Here is a 20,779-nt window from a genome sequence, read left to right on the forward strand (position 1 = left end):
TGCGCGCGGCCTCCAGGGCACGGGGCTCCGGGGGTGCGTACACGAACGGCCGTCACTCAGGGTACCAGGCAGCGGCGGGCCCGTTTCCCCCGGTCGGCGAACCCCTCCGGGGAGCGGCGTGCGGCCACTAGGGTGAGCACCAGGACTGTACGTCACCGGGACCGTACGTTATGTCGGGAAGGGGTCGCCGCGAGATGGCGGAAACGGAAGCCGAGATCAAGGCACGCAAGGAGCGCGAACGCGACGAGCTGTACGCGCTCGACATCTCGGACGTCGAGTGGCACTGCGCTCCGGGCACCGAGGAGCACGAGGAGCGCGTCGAGATCGCGTACCTCCCCGAGGGGGCCGTGGCCATGCGGTCCTCCCTCGACCCGGACACGGTGCTGCGCTACACCGAGGCGGAGTGGCGGGCGTTCGTGCTGGGGGCGCGGGACGGCGAGTTCGACCTGAAGCCGATGGCGCACAACGGGGGGCTGGACGTCCAGTAGGGGCGCCGGGAACGACGGAAGGGGCGGCACACCCTGGGGGTGCCGCCCCTTCCGTCTGCGCGGGCTCGGTTCAGCTGTGCGGGGTCAGTGCTTGAGGCCGGCGGTGCCGACGCCGAACACCGAGACGACCGAGCCTGCCTTGCGCCAGTCGTCGAACTCCAACTGGTAAGGGGCGAAGAACGCGTGGCCCTGCTGGTACAGGATGAACGAGAACTCGGGGTTGTCCTCCACTTTCCCCCCGTACTTGATGTCTCCCTGAGGCACGTGGAACAAGAGATACGGGGTCTCCTTGCCGGTGCGGGGGTTCCAGTCGACGATGGCCGCGGGCTGCACGTCGTCCAGGCTGCTGCGGTAGAGGATCAAGTCGTCGCCGTTCATGCGGACGGGGAGGACGTTCTGGAATGGCCGGCCCTGGAAGGTGGCGACGGCCGTGCCCTTCCGGACGTCGAATGCCGTGATGTGGTTGGCGGGCTTGAAGATGCCGACCGAGTCCTTGCTCATGACGAAGACCCGGTCGCGGCCGACCGCGATGCCCGTGCACTTGTCGACGACTCCGAAGCCGTCCGCGGGGGCGCACTCGGGCTCGTACTTCTTCAGCGAGATGGTGGCCTGGAGCTCGCCCGTGCCGGGGTTCAGGGTGATCAGGTCCGTGACCATGATGTCCCCGGCCGCGATGGCGATCACGGGCGGGTCGGAGGACGGCAGGTACACCCTTTGGACGCCTTTGCTGACCGGATACCGCCAGACGACCCTGCCGCTGCGCGGTTCGAGCTTCTCCACCCGGTAGGTCTTCTCGTCGGCCTGCTTGCAGGTGACCAGGGCCAGCAGGACGGGGCCCCCGACGTAGCCCGTGTCGTGGCACTGGGAGGTGGCGAGGGTGGTGTTCCACAGCCGCCTGCCGCTGTCCATGTCGTACGCGACCGAGCCCTCTCCCCAGGCGACGGCCACGACACCGCGGGTCAGGGCGACGTTCATGACGGAGAAGTCGGCGAAGTCGGCGGACGGCATCTTCTGCTTCCACAGCTGCTTGCCGGTGCCGAGATCGAACACGAGCACTTGGTCGCAGCTGTCCTTCGCCGACTGGACGACGACCGCGGTGCGGCCGTCGACGGTGACGTCATGGCTGACGGCGCAGAGGGGGCCGTCGAGGTGCAGGGTCCAGGCCGTGTTGTCGGGGTCCAGCGAATAGCCGATCTTGTAGCCGGTGATCCGGTTGGAGACGCCCCGCGCGACGATCTTGCCCGTGGCCCAGAGACCGGGCGAGTACCGGAAACGGCCCTTGGGGACCTTCTCCTCGTGGTTGACGACGGTCTGGCCCTCCGGGGAGACGGGCGGCTTCTCCGTGCTCAGGCGGTTGTCGCGCACGTCGTCCGGGGACTGCCGGGCCGGCTTGGCGTCGGCCGGGCCCTTTCGGTCGCCGGACGAGTGGTACCAGAACACACCGGCGCCGACACACAGCACGATCGCCACGGCCGCGGCGATGGCCCCCAGGAGGCGTCGGCGTCGTCGGCTGCGCGACTCGTCGGCCGCCAGCGCGGACTGTGTGTATGCGGACGGGGGCGGGCCGAAGCTCACGCTGCGAGGTCCTTCTCTTCGCCGCCTCGCCGGGGGCGGGCGGTCCGGCGGTACGGGGCCCGGGTCACTTGCTGGTCATCGCGCGGGCGGCCGAGTACACGTCGAACACGGCGAGCGCGAGGGGGACCAGCGTGAGGAGGACGAAGCCCTCGACGATCTCCAGGAACCGTCCCCAGAAGGGGCTCAGGCCCCGGCGCGGGACGATGAGCCCGACGGCCGCCACGAGGGCCGCGCCGCCCGCGATCGCCGCGGCGAGCCAGATGGCGCGGATGTCGAGGCCGGAGCGGTCGCCGGTGAGCGCGTCACGCAGGATGGACTGCGGCGGATTGAGCGCCAGTCCGAGGCCGAGCAGCACGAGCGAGCCGAGCCCGGCCGCCAGGAGCGGGGCGACCTGTCCGGTGTAGCGGAACAGCTGGGCGCGCATCAGCAGGGCCAGGGCCGTGGCGAGGGCGAGCAGCTGGGCCCAGATGTCGTCGGAGAAGCCGAGTACCGCGCAGGAGGCGAGGGCGGTCAGCGCGCAGCCGCCGACGAGCCCGACGAGGATCTCGTGGCCGCGGCGGGCCTGTGCCTCGATCCGCTTCAGGTCGACCGGCTCCTGTACGACGGTCTCCGTGCCGTAGGCGCTGCTCTGGGCGGAGTTCGGCGGCTCGAAGCCGATGGGCAGCCGGGCGAAACGCATGGACATCCCCGGCAGGAAGGCCAGGCCGCCGACCGCGAGGGGCGCGCACAGGGCGGCGATGTCCTTGGGTGTCCAGTGCACGAGGACGGCCGTGAACACCGTGACCAGGCCGAGCGCGGACGCGAGGACGAAGGCGACGAACGGGGCGTCCCCGCCGGGTGTGCACAGGGTCAGTACGACCGAGGCGAGCAGGACGGCCGCGCACGCGAGCAGGAACTGGAGTTTGCCGACGCCCTGGCCGTGCGCCAGGGTGAGGAGGCCGGAGCCGGCCACACCGGCGTTGGGCAGGGCACCGAGGCCCAGGGCGATCGCGGAGCCCCGGTCGTCGTAGACCCGGCCGCGGACGGCGGCGAAGACGACGAGGAGCACTCCGGCGACGCCCGCGAGGACGCCGGGCAGGCTGTGCATGTCGTGCCGGGGGTCGGCCTGCCAGGCGACGAAGGCGAGCAGGGCGGACAGGACGCCCGCGCCGACGAGACCGCCGACGCGGGTGAGGTCGTCGCTCCACAGGGTGCGATGCCGGGTCACCGAGGAGGCGACCGCCTCGGAGACGTCGTCGAAGACGGCCGGCGGCAGCGACTCGGAGAAGGGCCGCAGGGTGAGCAGTTCGCCGTCGAGGATCCGCTGTGCGGCGAAGGAGCGCGCGCTGTCGAGGACGGTGCCGTCCCGGCGCACCAGGTGGTAGCCGACCGGGGCGCCCTCGGCGGGGTCCTGCCGGGAGAGCCGGAGGATCTCCGGGTAGATGTCGGCGACCGGGATGTCGTCGGGCAGCGCGACGTCGATCCGGCTGTCGGGCGCGACGATCGTGACCCGGCAGAAACCGAGCCCCGACCCCGTTCCGGTGCCGGGCAGCGCTGTTCCCGTGGCCGTCGTGCTCACCTCGTACTCCCCCTCAGTGATGATCCTGCGTCCGTGATGTGAAAATCCCGCGCCCCTCCCCGCCTGGAATTCCCGGGAATCGACGCAGCGGGCGCCGACCGGCTCCGCCAGGGGTGGCACGCGATGACGCCTCGCACGGAATACCCCGGTTCACGGGGTTTGTTCGCGTGTGCTCAAGCGAACACCCGGCACCCTACCCCGCACCGCTGACTCATGGAGTCAGTAGGATCACGCGGCGGCCTGCGTCCGTCCGTCAACGGGGGGCGGACCTCATTCTTGGGGCCTGGCAAAGGGAATTGGGGAGCAGTGAGCCACATCGTCGTGAAGCGCCCGCCGCGGGCGCTGCCGTCCGAAGTGCCCACGGGGGAGGTCGTTCTCCAGCCTCCTCCGGAATTGCCGCGGGGGCCGCAGGAAAGCGTCCTCATGCAATTGCTGCCGACGCTCGGTATGGGCGGCTCCGTGGTCTTCTTCTTCACGAACGGGCAGCCGTTCATGAAGATCATGGGCATGGTGATGATCGCGTCGACGGTCGGCATGTCCATCGCGATGATCATCCGCTTCCGGCGCGGTTCGCAGGGCCAACTCGCCGATGTGCGGCGCGACTACATGCGGTATCTGTCGGGGACCCGCGGCGCGGCCGTGGACACCGCGAAGGCACAGCGCGACGCGCAGTACTACCTGCATCCCTCGCCCGAACAGTTGTGGGCGCTGGTCGCCGAGGGCAGCCGGGTCTGGGAACGCAGGCCGGGTGACGAGGACTTCGCCCAGGTGCGCATCGGACTGGGCTCCCAGGAGCTGGCCACCCCCCTCATCGCGCCCGAGACCGGCCCGCCAGGCCGGCTGGAACCACTCACGGCCGGGGCCATGGAGCGATTCCTCGACGTCCACGGCACCCTGAACGATCTGCCGATGGCCGTATCTCTGCGCGCCTTCTACCACGTCACCGTCAGCGGCGACGCGGAGTGCGCGCGCTCGACCGTGCGTGCCCTCACCGGCTCGCTGGCCGCGCTGCACTCCCCCGAGGACCTGATCGTCGCGGTGCTGGCCGGCCGTGAGGCGCTGCCGCGCTGGGAGTGGGTCAAGTGGCTGCCGCACGCCCAGGCGCCGGACGCGGTGGACGGGGCGGGCACCCGGCGGCTGATCGGTCCCGACGCCCGCGAGCTGGAAACGCTGCTCGCCGACCGTCTGGCCGGCCGCCCCCGGTTCCACCCGAGCGGCGCGCCGCTCCTGGAGGAGCCCCATATCGTCGTCGTACTCGACGGGGTGTCCCTGCCGCCGGACTCCGTCCTGTCCAACATGGAGGGGCTGCAAGGCGTCACGGTGATCGAGGTCGTGCCCGGAGAGCCCACCGGCGCCCGCGGCGACCTCGCGGTCGTCGCCCAGAGCGGCCTCCTGCGCCTGGAGTCGGCGGACGGTGAGGTCTACGAGGGCACGCCGGACGCCCTGTCGTACGAGTCCGCCGAGGCCCTCGCCCGGCAGCTGGCCCCGTTGCGGCTGGCCTCCGGCGGTGACGACGACGAACCACTGCTGGCGAACCTGGAGTTCACCGAGCTGCTGAACCTCGGTGACGCGGCGTCCGTCGATCCGCAGCGCACCTGGCGGCCGCGGGGGCTGGCCGAGCGCCTGCGGGTGCCGATCGGTGTCGGTCCCGACGGCCGGCCCGTGATGCTGGACCTCAAGGAGGCCGCGCAGGAGGGCATGGGCCCGCACGGCCTGTGCGTGGGCGCGACCGGTTCCGGCAAGTCGGAACTGCTGCGCACCCTGGTACTGGGCCTCGCGGTCACCCACTCCTCGGAGACCCTGAACTTCGTCCTCGCCGACTTCAAGGGCGGCGCCACCTTCGCCGGCATGGCCCAGATGCCGCACGTGGCGGCGGTCATCACCAACCTGGCCGACGACCTCACGCTCGTCGACCGCATGGGCGACTCGATCCGCGGCGAGCTGAACCGCCGCCAGGAGATGCTGCGCGACGCGGGCAACTACGCCAACATCCACGACTACGAGAAGGCGCGCGCGGCCGGCGCCCCGCTCCAGCCGATCCCCTCGCTCGTGCTGGTGATCGACGAGTTCAGCGAACTGCTGACGGCCAAGCCGGACTTCATCGAGATGTTCGTGCAGATCGGCCGCATCGGCCGTTCGCTGGGCGTGCACCTGCTGCTGGCCTCGCAGCGCCTGGAGGAGGGCCGGCTGCGCGGCCTGGAGACGTATCTGTCGTACCGGATCGGTCTGCGCACCTTCTCCGCGGCCGAGTCCCGCGCGGCGCTCGGCGTCCCGGACGCCTACGAGCTGCCGAACGTGCCCGGTTCCGGTTTCCTGAAGTTCGGCACCGACGAAATGGTGCGGTTCAAGGCGGCGTACGTCTCCGGGGTGTACCGCTCCGGGGGCAGGCAGGGCGCTGCGGCCGGGGGTCCGCTGCCCGTCGAACGGCGCGCGGTGCTGTTCACGGCCGCGGAGGTGCCCGTGCACTACGCGCCGGTGCCGAAGCAGCGCACGGAGTCGGCGGCGCAGGTCGACGACGCGCTCGCGGACACGGTGCTCGATGTGATCGTGCGCCGGCTGGAGGCGCAGGGGCCCGCGGCGCACCGGGTGTGGCTGCCGCCGCTGGACAGCCCGCCCTCGCTGGACGGGCTGCTGCCCAAGCTCACGGCCGTCCAGGGGCGCGGGCTCACCCAGCCGGATTACGAGGGTGCGGGACGCCTTGTCGTACCGGTGGGCCTCGTCGACAAGCCGTACGAGCAGCGCCGTGAGCCGCTGTGGCTCGACTTCTCAGGTGCCGCGGGCCATTTGCAGCTCCTGGGCGGCCCGCAGTCCGGCAAGTCCACCCTGCTCCGGTCGCTGATCTGCTCCTTCGCGCTGACGCACACGCCGCACGAGGTGCAGATCTACGGTCTCGACTTCGGTGGCGGTGGCATGGCGGCGGTGTCCGGTCTGCCGCACGTGGGCGGGATCGCCTCCCGGTTGGACCCTGAGCGGGTGCGCCGTACGGTGGCCGAGGTCTACGGCGTGCTGCGGCGCCGCGAGGAGTACTTCCGGACGTCGGGCATCGCCTCGATCCAGGACTTCCGCACCCGGCGCGCCCGCGGCGAGATCTCGGTCACGGACCAGCCGTGGGGCGACGTCTTCCTGGTCATCGACGGCTGGGGAAACTTCCGCACCGACTACGACAGTCTGGAGCCGGTCGTCCTGGACATCGCCGCGCGCGGCCTCGGTTACGGCATCCACCTGGTGCTGACGGCGTCGCGCTCGATGGAGGTCCGCGCCAACCTCAAGGACCATCTGATGAACCGCCTGGAGTTGCGGCTCGGTGACACCATGGACTCCGAGATCGACCGCAAGGTGGCGGCGAACGTGCCCGCGGGGGTGCCCGGCCGCGGTGTGTCGCCGCAGAAGCTGCACTTCATGGCGGCGGTGCCGCGGATCGACGGCCTGACGTCCGACACGGACCTGGCGGATGCGACGGCCGCGCTGGCGGCCGAGGTCTCCCGGCACTGGCAGGCGCCGGGGGCGCCGCAGGTGCGGATGCTGCCGCGCGAACTCCCCGTGGCGCAACTGCCCGCGGGAGACCGGTTCCCCCGGCAGGGGGTCGCCTTCGGCATCGACGAGAACGACCTGGAACCGGTGTTCGCCGACTTCGAGACGGACCCCTTCTTCATGGTCTTCGGCGAGAGCGAGTCGGGTAAGTCGAACCTGCTGCGGCTCCTGATCAGGCAGCTGACGCAGCGCTATTCGGGCGACGAGGCGAAGTTCTTCGTGGTCGACAACCGGCGTTCGCTGCTGGATGTCACCCCGGCCTCGCATCTGGCCGAGTACATCCCGATGTCCAACGCCATGGACCACCACATGGTGGCCCTCGCCGACCTGATGAAACGGCGTACGCCCACGGCCGATGTGACGGCCCAGCAGCTGCGGGAGCGCAGTTGGTGGCGCGGTCCGACGGTGTACGTGGTGGTGGACGACTACGACCTGGTGTCGACGTCCAGCGGAAACCCGCTGAGCGGCCTCACCGATCTGCTGCCGTTCGCCCGTGACGTCGGCGTGCGGTTCATCATCGCCCGGTCGACCGCGGGCGCGGGCCGGGCATCGTTCGAGGCGTTCATGCAGCGGATGATGGAGCTGGGCGCGCAAGGCGTGGTGCTGGCCGGCGACCCGAGCGAGGGCGACATCCTCGGCGGCGTGCGGCCGCGGCCGATGCCGGCGGGCCGGGGCGTCTTCGTGTCGCGCAGGCGGGGGAAGATGCTGGTGCAGACGGGGTTGGTGGACGCGGAGTACTGAGGATTCCGCGGGAACGGCGGAGGGGCCGGAGCCGGACGCGTTCGTCCGGCTCCGGCCCCTCGGTCGCTTCGCGGCTGCGGCGGTCGGCGACAGTGACGGTGACAGCGGTCGGCGCGCTGTCGGCGAAAACACCGAGGGGTGGGCACCTCCCGCGCGTGCCCACCCCTCGCCGTTCTCGCGGCGTTCGGCTTACTCGAAGTAGCTGGCGCCCTTGAGGTCGCCGCCGCGGTAGTCGCCGCCGGCCGCGTGCACCCGCTGGGTGATGGACATCAGCGCCTGGTGGATGCCACTGGCGTGCTGGTCCCACTTCACGGACTTTCGCTGGAACGCGTCGTACGCCTCGCCGCCCCAGCCCTCGGCCGCGTCGTGTACCGCCTTCTTCAGCGCGCCGAGGTCGTCCTCGAGCTGCTTTGCCACGTTGCCCAGCTCGGTGGTGAGCGCGTCCAACGCACCGTACTTGACAGCCAGGTCCTGATAGTGCGGAGTGGTCATGTCTTCCTCTTTCTCGGGTGATCGATCGTGGTCAGTACAGGTTCAGCGCGGAGGTGCTCGCGCCGGCGTCGACCTCGATCTTGTTGATCGTCGAGTGGAGCTCGTCCTCGAGCTTGGTCTTTTCCTTCTGGTTGAGGTTGATCCCCTGGAGGAAGTCCTCGAGCATGCGGCCGATGGCGGCCATGTGCTCGTTGATCTCGTGCTGCTTGGTCTTGAACGCGTTGGAGCCCTGACCCGTCCAGTGGGTCTCGATCATGTCGATCGTGCCCTGGAGCCGACCGAGGCACTTGGTGACGGAGTCGTAGCGGTCGATGACGTTCTGCTCGAGCTTTTTCGCGTGCTCATCTACAAACTTACGGCCGTCGGCCATTGCGGCACTCCCCTTCGTGAGAGCGAGCTGTGCTTTCTTGACTGCGCATCACCGGGTGGTGACGCCTTTCCTGTGAACCGTCAGGCACGTCGTCGCGACCGGTTCACGGCGAAGGCCGCGCCACCGATCACCACGAGTGCGGCGGCGGCTCCGACGACCCACGTCAGTGTGTTGCCGGACGACTTCGAGCTGGTGTCGGCCGCGGAGGTCGTGCGGCCGGGGGTGGGCTTGGCGGAGGCCGGGGGGGACGATTTCGGCTTGGCGATCCCGTCCTCCACAGCGAGCGGATCGACGTTCGCCGGGCCGGGGTCGTAGTGGGGGTTCTCCAGCACCTTGCGGGGGCGGACGATGCCGTAGCCGAGGTAGTTGCTGGGAGTGTCCTTGGGCCACGTCCGGCTGGCAGTGTCGATCAGCGAGCGGAGGACCTGGTTGGCGGTCCAGTCCGGGTGGGCTGACCAGATGAGTGCGGCGGAGGCCGAGGCGATGGCCGTGGCATCACTGGTGCCGTACCCATGAGGGCAGTACGACTGGAACTTCGCGTTACACCATGCCGGCAAGTTCACGCCAGGGGCCGCCAGATCGACGGAGGAGCCGTGGTTCGAGAACTTTCCCACCGTTGCGGTCTTGTCAACGGCAGAGACGCCGACGACGTAGGGATACGAGGCCGGGTACATGTCCTTGTTGCTCGTCTCGGCGTCATTGCCGGTGCCCGCGAACATCAGCTTGCCCTTGGAGGCTGCGTATTTGATCGCCGCCTGCACGTCGTCGTAGCTGATGTCGTCGGCGAAGGACATGTTGATGATCTTCACGTCACTGTCGGCGATGGCCTTGATCACCGCAGCCGGGTCGGGAGCCTTGTTCTCCTCGGACAAATTCATCCCCCGTACCGCGACCCGGTAGGGCACGATCTTGGCGTCCGGAGCAAGGCCCTTCATTCCGCCACCGTGACCGGTTCCGGCGATGATTTCAGCCATGGTCGTACCGTGGCCGGTGATGTCCTTCGTGGCTCCGTAGGAAAGGGACTTCGGCACTTCGCCGGCCAGCACCTGCCCCTGCAGGGAGGGGGTCGACGGGTTGACGCCCGAGTCGACGACGGCGACCTTGACCCCCTTGCCCGTGCTCGTCTTCCACATCTCGTCGGCCTTCATCGCCGACAGGTACCACTGCTGCGACTGGACGTCGGCGGCAGCCGCGCTGGGGGCCAGGCCCACCGGCAGAGCCATCAGTGCGCCGAGCGCTGCACACGCGGCGGTCAGTCGTCTCGTGCTCGCTGACAACATGCCTCTCGTACGTCCTCGCTTCATCTCGTTACTCGGTCTCCGGCGCCTGCCGCCGGCGCGACTTCTTGTCGTCGCGGTGCCGTGTGGAGCGTCGGGCCGCCGGGCGGCCCGGCACGTGCTCGTCGGAGACACGAGCGCCGTTCCTGACCGTCGGTGTCTTGCCGTTGGGCGCCACGGGCCTACCCGCGGCCTGCGCCTCAGCACCCTCCGGATCGGCCGCCCGGATCACCCCGCGCTGGCCGGGTCGCTCGACGGCACGCGCGTCACGCGCGGCGGGCTCACCGCCGATGACCTTGCCGCGCGGCACCCGCGAGCCGTTGACGCCCTTCGCGGAGGGCGTGGTCGGCCGGCCACCGATGACACCGCCAGTGCGTGCCGCCCCAGTCGGGCCCGTCTCACCGATGCGCTCGCCGGGCACGCCCACGGTCCGAGGCGTGCCGCCGACGATGCCGCGGCCGACCGGGCCCCGGCCCACCGGAGCCTTGCCCATGGGGGACTGCCCCATGGGGGACTGCCCCGTGGGGGTCCTGCCCATCGGCGACACCGGACCGCGCGCGCCCACCTGACCGGGAACGACGGACTGCCGCACCCCACTGATGGGGCCGCGCCCCGCACCGGCTCCGGCCTCCGGTTCCTCGACAGCGGGTACGGCCGTCCGCGACGGCCCGACCGGGCCCCGGACGCCACCCGCTCCAGCGCGTGGCACGGGCATGCCCACCGGTGGGACCACGGGGCCGGTGGGGGAGGGAGCGATCGGCCCCCCACCACCGCCACCAGAACCGGGTGCGGTCGGCGGCGCGACCGGCACCGTCGGCTTCGTGTCCGGAGGCAGGCTGTTGGTGCTGTCGATGTGGGTGCCGACGTGCTGGGCCGGGTCCACGTGGACATGCTGCTCCGGCGGCAGGACCACATGGTGGAGCTTCGTCCCAGGGTCGCTCGCGACTGCACCGGGGCCGGCCGGAGCGGAGACGGCGTGCTCGTGCTCGTGCACCTGCCTGCTCCCGGACCCGTGCGCAAGAGACGTCTGGCCTGCCCCGGCGCCGTTGTCGCTCACCGGGGTTGCAGAAGCCATCGGCACCCCCATGTCCGGCATCTTCCCGAACTTGGGCTCGCTCAGCCCCCGCAGGTTCCCCTCCGAGACCGCGTAGTACGACGCCAGACGGTTCATCTGGTTGATGGCCTCTTGGCGGTGGTTCTCGACCATCTGGGCCTGTATGCCACCCGGATCCAACTTGGCCTGCTCGCCCGGCAGAATGCCCTTGGGCCGGTTGTCACGGGGCGGCATGGAGCTGCGTACGGAGGCGAGTCCCATGCTGGCCGCGGACACCTGGGTGGCCACGTTGTCCGCGAATCCGCCGAGGTCGTAAGCGTGGTTGACGAGGTCGCCGGCCCAGCTGTGGAACGCGGTGGCCGCCTCACCATGCCAGTCGATCCGGCCGATGTTCTGCAGGAGTTCACCGGCGGCGTTCCAGATGGCGTCCCGTGCGTCCCAGAAGCCGTTGGCGGCGTTCTCCAGGTCCTCCGGCTTCGCGGCATGCACCATGTCGATCATGTCGTTCAGCTGGTGGTTCTCGAAGTCGCTGACCGTGCAGCCACCGCCCGCTTTGTTGAGGCTCGGCGCGGCGCACTGGTGCTTGTTCATGGCCAACTGCTCTTGCTTGAACTGCTGGTCGGCCCCCCAGCGATCGAACTGGTGCACGTCCGGCTGCTTGTTGTGATCGCCCATCAGAAGCCCCTGTCGGATCGCTTGCCGACGGTGTGGTTCCGGTGCTGCTGATCCTTCCGCTCATCGCCGTACTTCTCGTTGATCTCCATGCGGATCTCGTGGAACCGCCGCCGCTCGTCGTCGTCCAGATTCGCGAAACCGATGTCCGCGCCGTGCACGGCGATCTGCATCGCCTCGATCTGTAGCGTCAGCGACTTGGAGAGCGTCACGAGGCGGTCGTGGACCCGCGTGTACTGGCTGTGCAGACCGGTGGCCTCGGGGAAGCCGCCGTGGCCGCAGAACGAATCGGCGGCGAGCGTGTGCATCGCCACTTTCTTCGCCGCGCCGGGCGAACGCTCGAAAGTGTCGAGCACCCCGTCCACACGTGTCTTAAAGGTCTTCAGTGCCTCAAGACCGACCTTCAGTCCGCCCGTGCCGTCGTCAGGCCGCACGTCGCGCCACCCCCGTTTCCGTCCCCTGCTCGGGGCGGCAGCGGTCCCCAAGCGTTCGTCTTCGCAACGCAGTCACTGTAGTCAACGTGACTGACACCCCCCAACTGACTTGTGTGACAAGTCTGCTGTGGCCCGGCGGCCTTCACGCATCTTTCACGCCGCTGACCGCCCCGGACCGCCGTCCGCCGTCCTTCTGCGGGCGTCACGGATCGCCACGGCCACCCCCGCCAGGGCCGCCACCAGCACGGCCGCCCCGACGGCCACGTACGTCGCCAGTCGGGCGTTGCGTTCGTCGGCCGTCTCGCCGAGCACCAGCCGGGCCGGGGTCGGCGCCTGGGCGTGACTGAGGCCCTCGTGCGGGTCTGGCTTCTCGATGGTGTGCTCGTCGTCCGTCAGGGCGCGGACCGGGTCGACGACGCCCCAGCCGACCAGCATGTCGTGCCCGGCGACCGAGCGCTCCGCGGTCTGCTCGATCTGGGCGACGATCTCGCGCGCCGTCCAGCCGGGGTGCTTCGCCTTGATGAGCGCGGCGACACCGGCCACGTACGGGGCCGAGAAACTCGTGCCGTTGTCCGAACAGTGGCCGCCCTTGGGCACGGTGGAGATCATGTCGACGCCGGGGGCTGCGACGCCCACGAAGTCGCCGGACTGGGAGAAGGACGCGCGCTCGTTGTTGCGGTCGGATGCGGCGACCGCCAGGACACCCGGATAGGACGCCGGGTACGTCAGCTTGACGTTGCCGTCGAGGCCGTCGTTGCCCGCGGAGGCCACCACCACGATCTGGTGCGCCAGGGCGTCGTCGATCGCGCGGCGCAGGCCGTCGGCCGGCTGTATGGCGTTCGCGGTGTCCTGGGAGATGTTGATGACCTGGGCCTTCACCTTGATCGCGTGCTCGATCGCCTGGGCGAGGGTGGCCGCGGTGCCGTCACCTTCCGCGTCGTTCTGCTTGATGGGAATGATGGTCGCCTCGGGTGCGAGACCGACGAATCCCGTTCCCTGCATGGGCCGGGCGGCGATGATGCCCGCGACGCGGGTGCCGTGTCCGACGGTGTCCGTCGTGCCGTTCGCCTTGCCGCGGTCGATCTTCTGGCCCTTGGTGTTCTTCGCCGGCAGGAAGTTGGCGCCGCTCGACGCGTCCACCACGTGGGCGAGTTGAGGGTTCTGGGTGTCCACGCCGGTGTCGATGACCGCGACGCGCACGTCCTTGCCCTTGGACTGGTTCCACAGCTCGTCCAGCAACACACGCTGGAGGGCCCAGGGGCGCCCGGAGTACACCTTGTTCGGGAAGTTGCACTGGTCGGCGAAGGAGTCGGCGGCGGCCGGCGGGGCCGGAGCGACAGCGGCGGTGCACAGCGTGGCGGCCGCGATCACCGCGGTACGGAGCAGACGCGGGTACGACACGTGGCTCCTCCTACGAACCCTGCGGCTGGCTCGCCGCGGTGGTCGACAGGCGCGGGCCGGTGGGCAGGAACACCGACCACGGTGCCGGGATCGGGGCGGGTTCGAGACCGGCGTACCCGAGCCGGGTCTGGGCCAGTTGGGCCTCTTGCTGGAGTTCCTTGCGCTGCTTGTCCGTCATGCCGTACTCGATGCCCTTGGAGTCGGTGTCGGCGTTCGACTGCATGGCGTAGCGCAGGCCCGTGTCGGTGACGAGGAAGACACCGCCGACCTTGGTGTCCGTGCCCTGGAACTGGCGGTAGAGCTGGCCGGAGCCGGGGGTCACGTAGGCGCTCGACGATCCGGTGGGCAGTTCGGCGGGGAAGTCGCTGCCGGCCCAGGTGCTGAGGGTCGTGTCGCCGTTGCCGGGGGCGACGTGGTCGAGGACGTTGCAGACGGTGTCGCGGCTGCCGCTCGCGGTGCCCGCGTCGTTGACGACCTTCGGGGCCAGACTCGGCCACTTGCGGTCGGCCGCGAACGCGGTCGAACCCGGTACGAAGGCGCCCGCGCTGACGTCGAGCGCCTTGCTCGCCTGGCCGAGACCGACGAGGGCCTTGCTGTTGAGGAGCAGCCTCGCGGTGAAGTCCGAGACGGGCAGGACCTTGCCCTGTTCGACGACGTACAACTGCTGGCGGTCGCCGTTGGGGGCGCGCAGCACCATGCCGACCTTGTTCGCGGCGTCCGGCAGGCTGCCTGGGACGCCGGCGGGCGCGCCCGCGGTTCCCTCGATCCGGGGAAAGGTGATCGGGTCGCCGGAGTGCAGGGTGTCGAGCCAGTCCCGCGAGACACGCTCGGGCTGCCGGCCGGCGCCGACGAGGGTGCGCAGCAGCAGCTCGTCGTCCTTGTCGACCGCGTACGCCGTGCCGTGGGCGTCCACGATGTAGCGCTGCCCGTCCGGGGCGGCGACGTACATGATGTCCCCGCCGGCGAGCTTCTCGCGGGCTCCCTCGGTCTTCTTCCTGTCGCGGGCGGCGAGCACGAACGCCGCCTTCTGGATGGCCCTGCCGCCCGCGCTCGGGCGCTCGCAGACGGCCCAGCGCTTGGGCGCGCCGGCCTCCTGGCTGGAGGGCAGGCGGTCGGGGGCGTACGGGATGCCGATGGTGACGCCGTGCGGGATCTTGCCGTTGTCGAGGATCGACTCGTCGACGGTGACCACGTCGCCCTTGCCGTCGGCGAGGAGAAGCTTCGCCGACGCCATGTTGAGCACGGGGTGCAGCTGGGTCTTGCCGTCGGTCTTGAGGACGACGTACCGGGTGGTCGACTTGCTGGCGATGATCACCTTTTCGCCCGGAGTGTCCCAGCCCTGCGGTGCGGTCGGACGGAACATCCCCCAGGCGCCGAACACGGCCATGACGACCACTCCGACGATGGTGCCGGGCAGGATCGCCCGCAGCGGCTTGGGGGCCGCTTCCTCAGAGCCGTCGGAGGAGGGCTGGACGAACGCCGCGAGCATGCGCTGCTTCGCAAAGGTGTAGGCGTTGAGTTGATCCCGCCGAGATGCCATCTGCCCCTGATTCTCCCCGTGTGGCCGTCCGGATACCGGTCGAAGACCACCGTCTCCGGCACGCCGTTGTCGGACCGAGCCCCTACTATGCCTGGTGGCTGGGCGGTTCCGTGGAGCGGGTAGGGTACCGGGGCCCTCGAGGGCACCGCTCAGGGGCCGCACGGCAGGGAGTTGTAAGGAAAATGGGGGGATGAGTTGAGGGCTTCCGGGACGCGGTCTCGTACGCGCCGGCAAGAACGGGGAACCGGCCCCTCGACGGCCGGTGAGCGGCCGGCGGCAGCTCGGCAAGTGCCGCCCGGGCAACGGCGACTCCCGGATCCGGCGGGTCCGGGCGCCCGCCCGACGCTGTCCGGTTCATTCCGCATGCAACGGCTCGTCCTGCCGGAACTCGCGTTGGCCCTGCTTGTCGTCGGGTGGGTCATCGGCCCGTTCGCCCTGGTGCCCGCCGCGATCGTCGCCGTACTGCTGGTCGCCCTCGCGTTCGTCCGGCGGCGCGGCCGGTCGCTGCCCGAATGGCTGATCACCGCGCGGGAGTTGAAGGCCCGCAAGCACCGGGCCGCGAGCACCCCGATACCGCCGGGCACCGAACCATCGCTGGTGCCCGCGCTCGAATGCGAGCCGAGCCTGCGCACGTACGCGTACGGCGGGCGCGACCGCCGCCCCGTCGGCATCGTCGGTGACGGCACCTTCGTCACCGCGGTGCTCCAGGTGGAGGCCGACGCGACCGCGTTGCGGGCGGAGCGGAGCCGGCAGCCATTGCCGTTGGGGCTGGTGCGGGACGCGCTGGAGGTGGACGGGATACGGCTGGAGTCGGCACAGGTCGTGCTGCACACGCAGCCCGCGCCCGCGCTGCACCTGCCGCAGCAGTCGGTGGCCGTCGCCAACTACCTGCCGTTGCAGGAGCAGACCGGCGCCCCGGCCGTACGGATCACCTGGATCGCGCTGAAGCTGGACCCGGAGGCGTGCGCGGAGGCGGTGGCCGCGCGCGGGGGTGGGCTGCTCGGGGCGCAGAAGTGCGTCGTGCGCGCCGCGGACCATCTGGCGAGCCGGCTGACCGGGGCGGGCTTTAGGGCCCGGGTGCTCGACGAGGAGGAGCTGATCGCCGCGCTCGCCACCTCGGCCTGCGCCAATCCGCTGGTCACCGCGGAGGCGGGGCGCGGCGAGACGCGGGAGCGGCGCACGGAGGAGTCCGCGCGCAGCTGGCGCTGCGACAACCGGCGGCACACCACCTACTGGGTGCGGCGCTGGCCCCCGCTGGGCGGCGGGCGCGGCGAGTCCCTGCCGCAGCTGGTCGCGAAGGTCACGGCGGTGCCGGCGCTGGCCACCACCTTCAGCCTCACCCTCGCGCCCGGCGACCGGCAGGAGGTGTCGCTGTGCGGGCACCTGCGGGTGACCGGCCGCAGCGATGACGAACTCGTCGCGGCGCGGCGGGCGTTGGAGGCGGCGGCCCGCGAGGCCGGTGCCGGTCTGGCCCGCCTCGACCGCGAGCAACTGCCCGGCATGCTGGCCACTTTGCCCCTCGGAGGTGCGCGGTGACGACGATTCCCACGGCTTCCCCCGGCCCGCTTCAGGCGGCGGACGGCACCGGACCGCGCGGCCTCGGCGAGCGGCTGCGGCACGGGCTCGGGCTGCTCGGCCCCCGGCACGGCCGGCACGCGCTGTCCGCCCAGCTGCTCGACGCTCTCGCGCTGCCCATCGGCGACGACGGTGTGGTGGCCGGTGTGGACGCCGAGGGCCAGCCCGCCGTGCTGGGCATCAACCGGCCGACGCCGTACGACGTGGTGCTGATCGGCGGCCTGTGGACGGCGCAGGTACTGGCGCTGCGCGCGGCGGCCACCGGGGCGCGGGTGGCCGTGGAGACCGGCCGGCCGCAGGCCTGGATGCAGATGGTGCACGCCATGGGCGGCGGGCAGAACGGGCTGTCGGTGTACGACGTCGGGCGCGTCCCCCCGCAGGGTGCCTCGGCCGGTACGCCGGTCGTGGTGGTGCGGGACTGCGGCATGCGGCCCCCGCGCGGCCGGGTGGCGTCGGGGCCCTGGCAGTCGGTGCTGACCCTGCTGCCGTATCTCAGCCCGGTCGCGCCCCGGCTGCTGCGCCAGGCCAGGCTCGCCGGTATCCAGCGGGTCTCGCCGGACGAGGCCGCCGAACTCGGCCGCACCATGGGGCTGACGCGCACCGAGGTGGAGTCGCTGCCCGCGCTGCCGGACGGTGTCACCCTGTGGTGTACCGACCGGGACCGGCAATATGTGCTGACCCAACCGACCGACGCCGAGACCGGGTTGCTGGGCACACCGCGACGCATGGACTGAATTGCCCTTGCCTGTTCGGTTTGCTCGTTTTCCCTACCCTTCCCGTTCGCCGGTTCCCTTCCGGTTGCTCCCGGTTTCGTGCCACAACTCGGGGAGCGGGCCGGGGGCTTCGCCCTGCCTTCCGGCCTCGTGTGCGCGAGCCGAGAAGCGGGCGGCCCTGCCAGGGGGCGGCTCGTGGTGATTAGGCTGGGAGCGGGCGTGACGGCAGGACCCGTGGACCGGGCTGCCCCTGACGACTACGGACGACTCGAACGACACGACATGGTCGCCCCGCCACGGCATGAGGGTGCTCGACCACACCAGGAGGAACTGTGAGCAGCGATCGGGACGGGACGCGCGGGGGCTGGGCCACACCCGGCGATGACCAGCCCGACGCGGAGGCCGTCGAGACCACCGGCGAGTTCACCATCGACTACGCTCCCCCGGCCTGGTACACGCAGAACGCGTCCGGCACGGGCGCCGCCGGCAGTTCGATCGGGGGCGCGGGGGGCGTGACCGGCGCGGGCGGGTACGCCGAGCAGGGCGGCACCGACGGGGCGGGGGCCTCGGGAGCTGCGGCTGCCTCCGTTTCCTCCGGCGCGTCCGGGTTTCCGCCGTTTCCCTCGTCGGGGAGTGCGGGGGGCGCGGATGCCGGGGTGGTGCCACCGCCGGTCGGAACCCCGGCCGTTGGCGCCCCGCCGGTCGGAACCCCGCCCGTTGGCGCCCCGCCGGTCGGTGCGCCGTCCGTCGGTACGGCGGCGCACGGGGCGCCGTTCGCTCCGCCGATGCCGCCACCCGTGCCGCCGCAGGCTCCGGTGGGGCCCGCGCGGTCGTTCGGCGATTCCGTTCCGGTGCCCAGCCTGCCCGACGGGTTCGAGCTCCAGCAGCCGCAGGGCCGGCCTGTCCAGCCCGAGGACTCGCCCGTCGAGCCCGAGACGGGCAACGGGGACCTGGAGAGCGGGGCGACCATGCGGTTCTCCGCCGTCGCTCTGAAGCGCGAGATGGCCGAGATCGCCGAACGCGCCGCCGCGCTCCAGAAGGCTGCCGCCGAGTCCGGCACGGAGGAACGGAGCGAGTCCGAGCCCGAGGTGGAGGCCGAGGCGGAGACCGCGAGTGCCGGGGACGGTGCTTCCGGCGTCGCGTCCGGTGCCGGTGGCGAGCGGGACGCGGGGGACGGTGAGGCCGCCGGGCAGGGTGAGGGCGGTGCCTCGCCGGAGAACCCGGAGAGCACGGACGGGAACGGGGGCACGGCCGCCGACGGCGCGGTGACGGGCGACGGCGTGGCGAACGCCGTGGACGCGGACTCCGCGCCGGCTGACTCCGGCCCCGCACCGGATGGCTCCGGCCGGGAAGCGACCGCGCGGGAGGGCGCCGCCGAGAACGTCCGGGACGCCGCCCCGCAGAACCCCGCGCCCCAGGACGCGGCACCGCAGGACGCCGCCCCGCAGAACCACGTACCCCAGAACGTCGCCCCTCAGGACGCCGCCGGGCAGCCCGCTCCCCCGGTGCCGCAGGACTTCCCGGCCGCCTGGACGCCGCCGCCCGCGCCGCAGAACGGTGTGCCCCCGCTGCCGCCGTCGTACCAGCCCGCCGCCCCGGCCCCGGCGAACCAGTGGCCCGCGCAGCAGCCCCTGCCGCCGCAGGCGGGACCGCAGCCACCCGCGCCCCAGCAGCCCGGTCCGGCGCAGGGGCCGCAGCCGCCGTTCCAGCCGCAGGCGCCCCAGCCCGCGCCCGCCGCCTGGAACCAGCCGAACCAGCAGGGGCAGCCCCCGCAGCCCAACCAGCACGGACAGCCCCCGCAGCCCCCGCAGCCGAACCACCCCGGCATGCCCATGGCGCCCGCCCAGCCGGGCCCCCAGGGCGTGCCGCAGCCGAACCAAGCTGGCGGCTACGCCTTCCCGCCGGGACCGGCGCCCCAGCCCCCGGCGCCCAACGCGCCCGCCCAGCAGGGCGGTTACGGCTTCCCGCCGCAGCCCCAGCCCGAGGCCCCGCAGCCCCCCGTCGACCCACGCGCCGGGGCCGCCTGGCCGCAGGCGGTCCAGCACGACCAGCGGCAGCCCACCAACCCCGGTGCCGCGCCGCTGGGTTACACCGCGGCGGTGGAGCTGTCCGCGGACCGGCTGCTCAACAACCGCCGGCAGAAGGCGCGCAGTGGGCGGCCCACGGCGGGCGGGTCCCGGTTCAAGCTCGGCGGCAAGAAGGAGGAGGCCGAGCGGCAGCGCAAGTTGGAGCTGATCCGCACGCCGGTGCTGTCCTGCTACCGGATCGCGGTCATCAGCCTCAAGGGTGGCGTGGGCAAGACCACCACGACCACCGCGCTTGGCTCCACCCTCGCCACCGAGCGGCAGGACAAGATCCTCGCCATCGACGCCAACCCGGACGCCGGCACGCTCGGCCGGCGGGTGCGCCGGGAGACCGGGGCCACCATCCGCGACCTGGTCCAGGCGATCCCGTACCTGAACTCGTACATGGACATCCGCCGGTTCACCTCGCAGGCGCCCTCCGGTCTGGAGATCATCGCCAACGACGTGGACCCGGCCGTCTCGACCACGTTCAACGACGAGGACTACCGGCGCGCGATCGACGTGCTCGGCCGCCAGTACCCGATCATCCTCACCGACTCCGGCACCGGTCTGCTGTACAGCGCCATGCGCGGGGTGCTCGACCTCGCCGACCAGCTGATCATCATCTCGACGCCGTCCGTGGACGGTGCGTCCAGCGCCAGTACGACGCTGGACTGGCTGGCCGCGCACGGGTACTCCGACCTGGTGTCCCGCTCGCTGACCGTGATCTCCGGGGTCCGCGAGACCGGCAAGATGATCAAGGTCGAGGACATCGTGTCGCACTTCGAGACCCGCACCCGCGGGGTCGTGGTCGTGCCCTTCGACGAGCATCTGGCCGCCGGTGCCGAGGTGGACCTCGACATGATGCGGCCGCGCACCCGCGAGGCGTACTTCAACCTCGCCGCGATGATCGCCGAGGACTTCGTACGGCACCAGCAGGCGCACGGGCTGTGGACCAGCGACGGCAACCCGCCGCCGATGGCCGCCCCGCCGATGCCGGGCCAGCAGCAGACGCCGGCCCAGGGCCAGCCCTACCCCCAGCCCTATCCACAGGGACCGGGACAGCAGTACCCCGGCCAGCCCTACCCGCCCCAGGCGCCGCAGCCCCAGCAGCCCTACCCGCCTCAGCAGCAACAGCAGCAACAGCAGCCGGGCCAGCCGGTGCCGCAGCCCTACCCCCCGCAGCCGGGCCAGCCGTACCCCGGCCAGCCCTACCCCCAGGGTCAGCCCCCGCAGCAGCCGTGACCCGGCGGCCGTAGCGGCATGACGAAGGGCGGCCGGTGCTCCACGCACCG

The 20,779-nt window shown here is 71.5% G+C and carries 14 protein-coding genes; 5 read left to right on the forward strand and 9 right to left on the reverse strand.

Features of this window, described 5'->3' with window-relative positions; all coding sequences use genetic code 11:
- The first annotated feature begins 194 nt into the window (after positions 1-194).
- Positions 195-488, forward strand: coding sequence for a DUF397 domain-containing protein (locus ACE4Q9_RS08980; protein WP_397983715.1), 294 nt, complete (start codon positions 195-197; stop codon positions 486-488).
- A gap of 84 nt (positions 489-572) precedes the next feature.
- On the opposite strand, the gene ACE4Q9_RS08985 is transcribed toward ACE4Q9_RS08980, so the two are convergent.
- Both ACE4Q9_RS08985 and eccD read right to left on the reverse strand, forming a co-directional pair.
- Positions 573-2,063 carry a PQQ-binding-like beta-propeller repeat protein gene (locus ACE4Q9_RS08985; RefSeq protein WP_397983716.1) on the reverse strand — a complete coding sequence of 497 codons (1,491 nt, stop codon included), beginning with the start codon at positions 2,061-2,063 and terminating at the stop codon, positions 573-575.
- A gap of 64 nt (positions 2,064-2,127) precedes the next feature.
- A complete protein-coding gene (gene eccD, locus ACE4Q9_RS08990; protein ID WP_397983717.1) occupies positions 2,128-3,621 on the reverse strand; it encodes a type VII secretion integral membrane protein EccD in 1,494 nt (497 codons plus the stop codon).
- Between the two features lie 306 nt (positions 3,622-3,927).
- Between eccD and eccCa the strand changes: the two genes are divergently transcribed.
- Positions 3,928-7,893, forward strand: a complete 3,966-nt coding sequence (eccCa, locus tag ACE4Q9_RS08995) for a type VII secretion protein EccCa (RefSeq protein WP_397983718.1) — start codon at positions 3,928-3,930, stop codon at positions 7,891-7,893.
- Positions 7,894-8,082: 189 nt separating this feature from the next.
- On the opposite strand, the gene ACE4Q9_RS09000 is transcribed toward eccCa, so the two are convergent.
- From ACE4Q9_RS09000 to eccB, 7 genes are all read right to left on the reverse strand, one after another.
- Positions 8,083-8,385, reverse strand: a complete 303-nt coding sequence (locus tag ACE4Q9_RS09000; RefSeq protein WP_397983719.1) for a WXG100 family type VII secretion target — start codon at positions 8,383-8,385, stop codon at positions 8,083-8,085.
- 31 nt (positions 8,386-8,416) lie between these two features.
- Positions 8,417-8,755, reverse strand: coding sequence for a WXG100 family type VII secretion target (locus tag ACE4Q9_RS09005; RefSeq protein WP_397983720.1), 339 nt, complete (start codon positions 8,753-8,755; stop codon positions 8,417-8,419).
- A gap of 80 nt (positions 8,756-8,835) precedes the next feature.
- Positions 8,836-10,035 (reverse strand): S8 family serine peptidase, encoded by a 1,200-nt coding sequence (locus ACE4Q9_RS09010; protein WP_397983721.1) that lies wholly within the window; start codon positions 10,033-10,035, stop codon positions 8,836-8,838.
- Positions 10,036-10,063: 28 nt separating this feature from the next.
- Complete coding sequence (locus tag ACE4Q9_RS09015) at positions 10,064-11,761, reverse strand: hypothetical protein (protein WP_397983722.1); 1,698 nt, start codon at positions 11,759-11,761, stop codon at positions 10,064-10,066.
- The gene (locus ACE4Q9_RS09020; RefSeq protein WP_397983723.1) at positions 11,761-12,192 is read right to left on the reverse strand and encodes a hypothetical protein; all 432 of its coding nucleotides are present in this window, start codon (positions 12,190-12,192) and stop codon (positions 11,761-11,763) included. Before ACE4Q9_RS09020 ends, ACE4Q9_RS09015 begins: the two co-directional genes overlap by 1 nt.
- Positions 12,193-12,345: 153 nt before the next feature.
- Positions 12,346-13,593: a type VII secretion-associated serine protease mycosin gene (gene mycP / locus ACE4Q9_RS09025; RefSeq protein ID WP_397983724.1), complete on the reverse strand. Its 1,248-nt coding sequence runs from the start codon at positions 13,591-13,593 to the stop codon at positions 12,346-12,348.
- Between the two features lie 10 nt (positions 13,594-13,603).
- Positions 13,604-15,133: a type VII secretion protein EccB gene (gene eccB / locus ACE4Q9_RS09030; RefSeq protein ID WP_397983725.1), complete on the reverse strand. Its 1,530-nt coding sequence runs from the start codon at positions 15,131-15,133 to the stop codon at positions 13,604-13,606.
- Between the two features lie 363 nt (positions 15,134-15,496).
- Here eccB and eccE point away from each other — a divergent pair, with 363 nt between their 5' ends.
- The 3 genes from eccE (at position 15,497) to ACE4Q9_RS09045 (ending at position 20,729) form a co-directional block, all read left to right on the forward strand.
- A complete protein-coding gene (eccE, locus tag ACE4Q9_RS09035) occupies positions 15,497-16,669 on the forward strand; it encodes a type VII secretion protein EccE (RefSeq protein WP_397983726.1) in 1,173 nt (390 codons plus the stop codon).
- Between the two features lie 5 nt (positions 16,670-16,674).
- Positions 16,675-17,442 (forward strand): hypothetical protein, encoded by a 768-nt coding sequence (locus ACE4Q9_RS09040; protein WP_397987157.1) that lies wholly within the window; start codon positions 16,675-16,677, stop codon positions 17,440-17,442.
- Between the two features lie 311 nt (positions 17,443-17,753).
- Positions 17,754-20,729 carry an SCO5717 family growth-regulating ATPase gene (locus tag ACE4Q9_RS09045; RefSeq protein WP_397983727.1) on the forward strand — a complete coding sequence of 992 codons (2,976 nt, stop codon included), beginning with the start codon at positions 17,754-17,756 and terminating at the stop codon, positions 20,727-20,729.
- Positions 20,730-20,779 lie beyond the last annotated feature (50 nt).

Source organism: Streptomyces sp. AM6-12, assembly GCF_044327085.1.
Classification (GTDB): domain Bacteria; phylum Actinomycetota; class Actinomycetes; order Streptomycetales; family Streptomycetaceae; genus Streptomyces.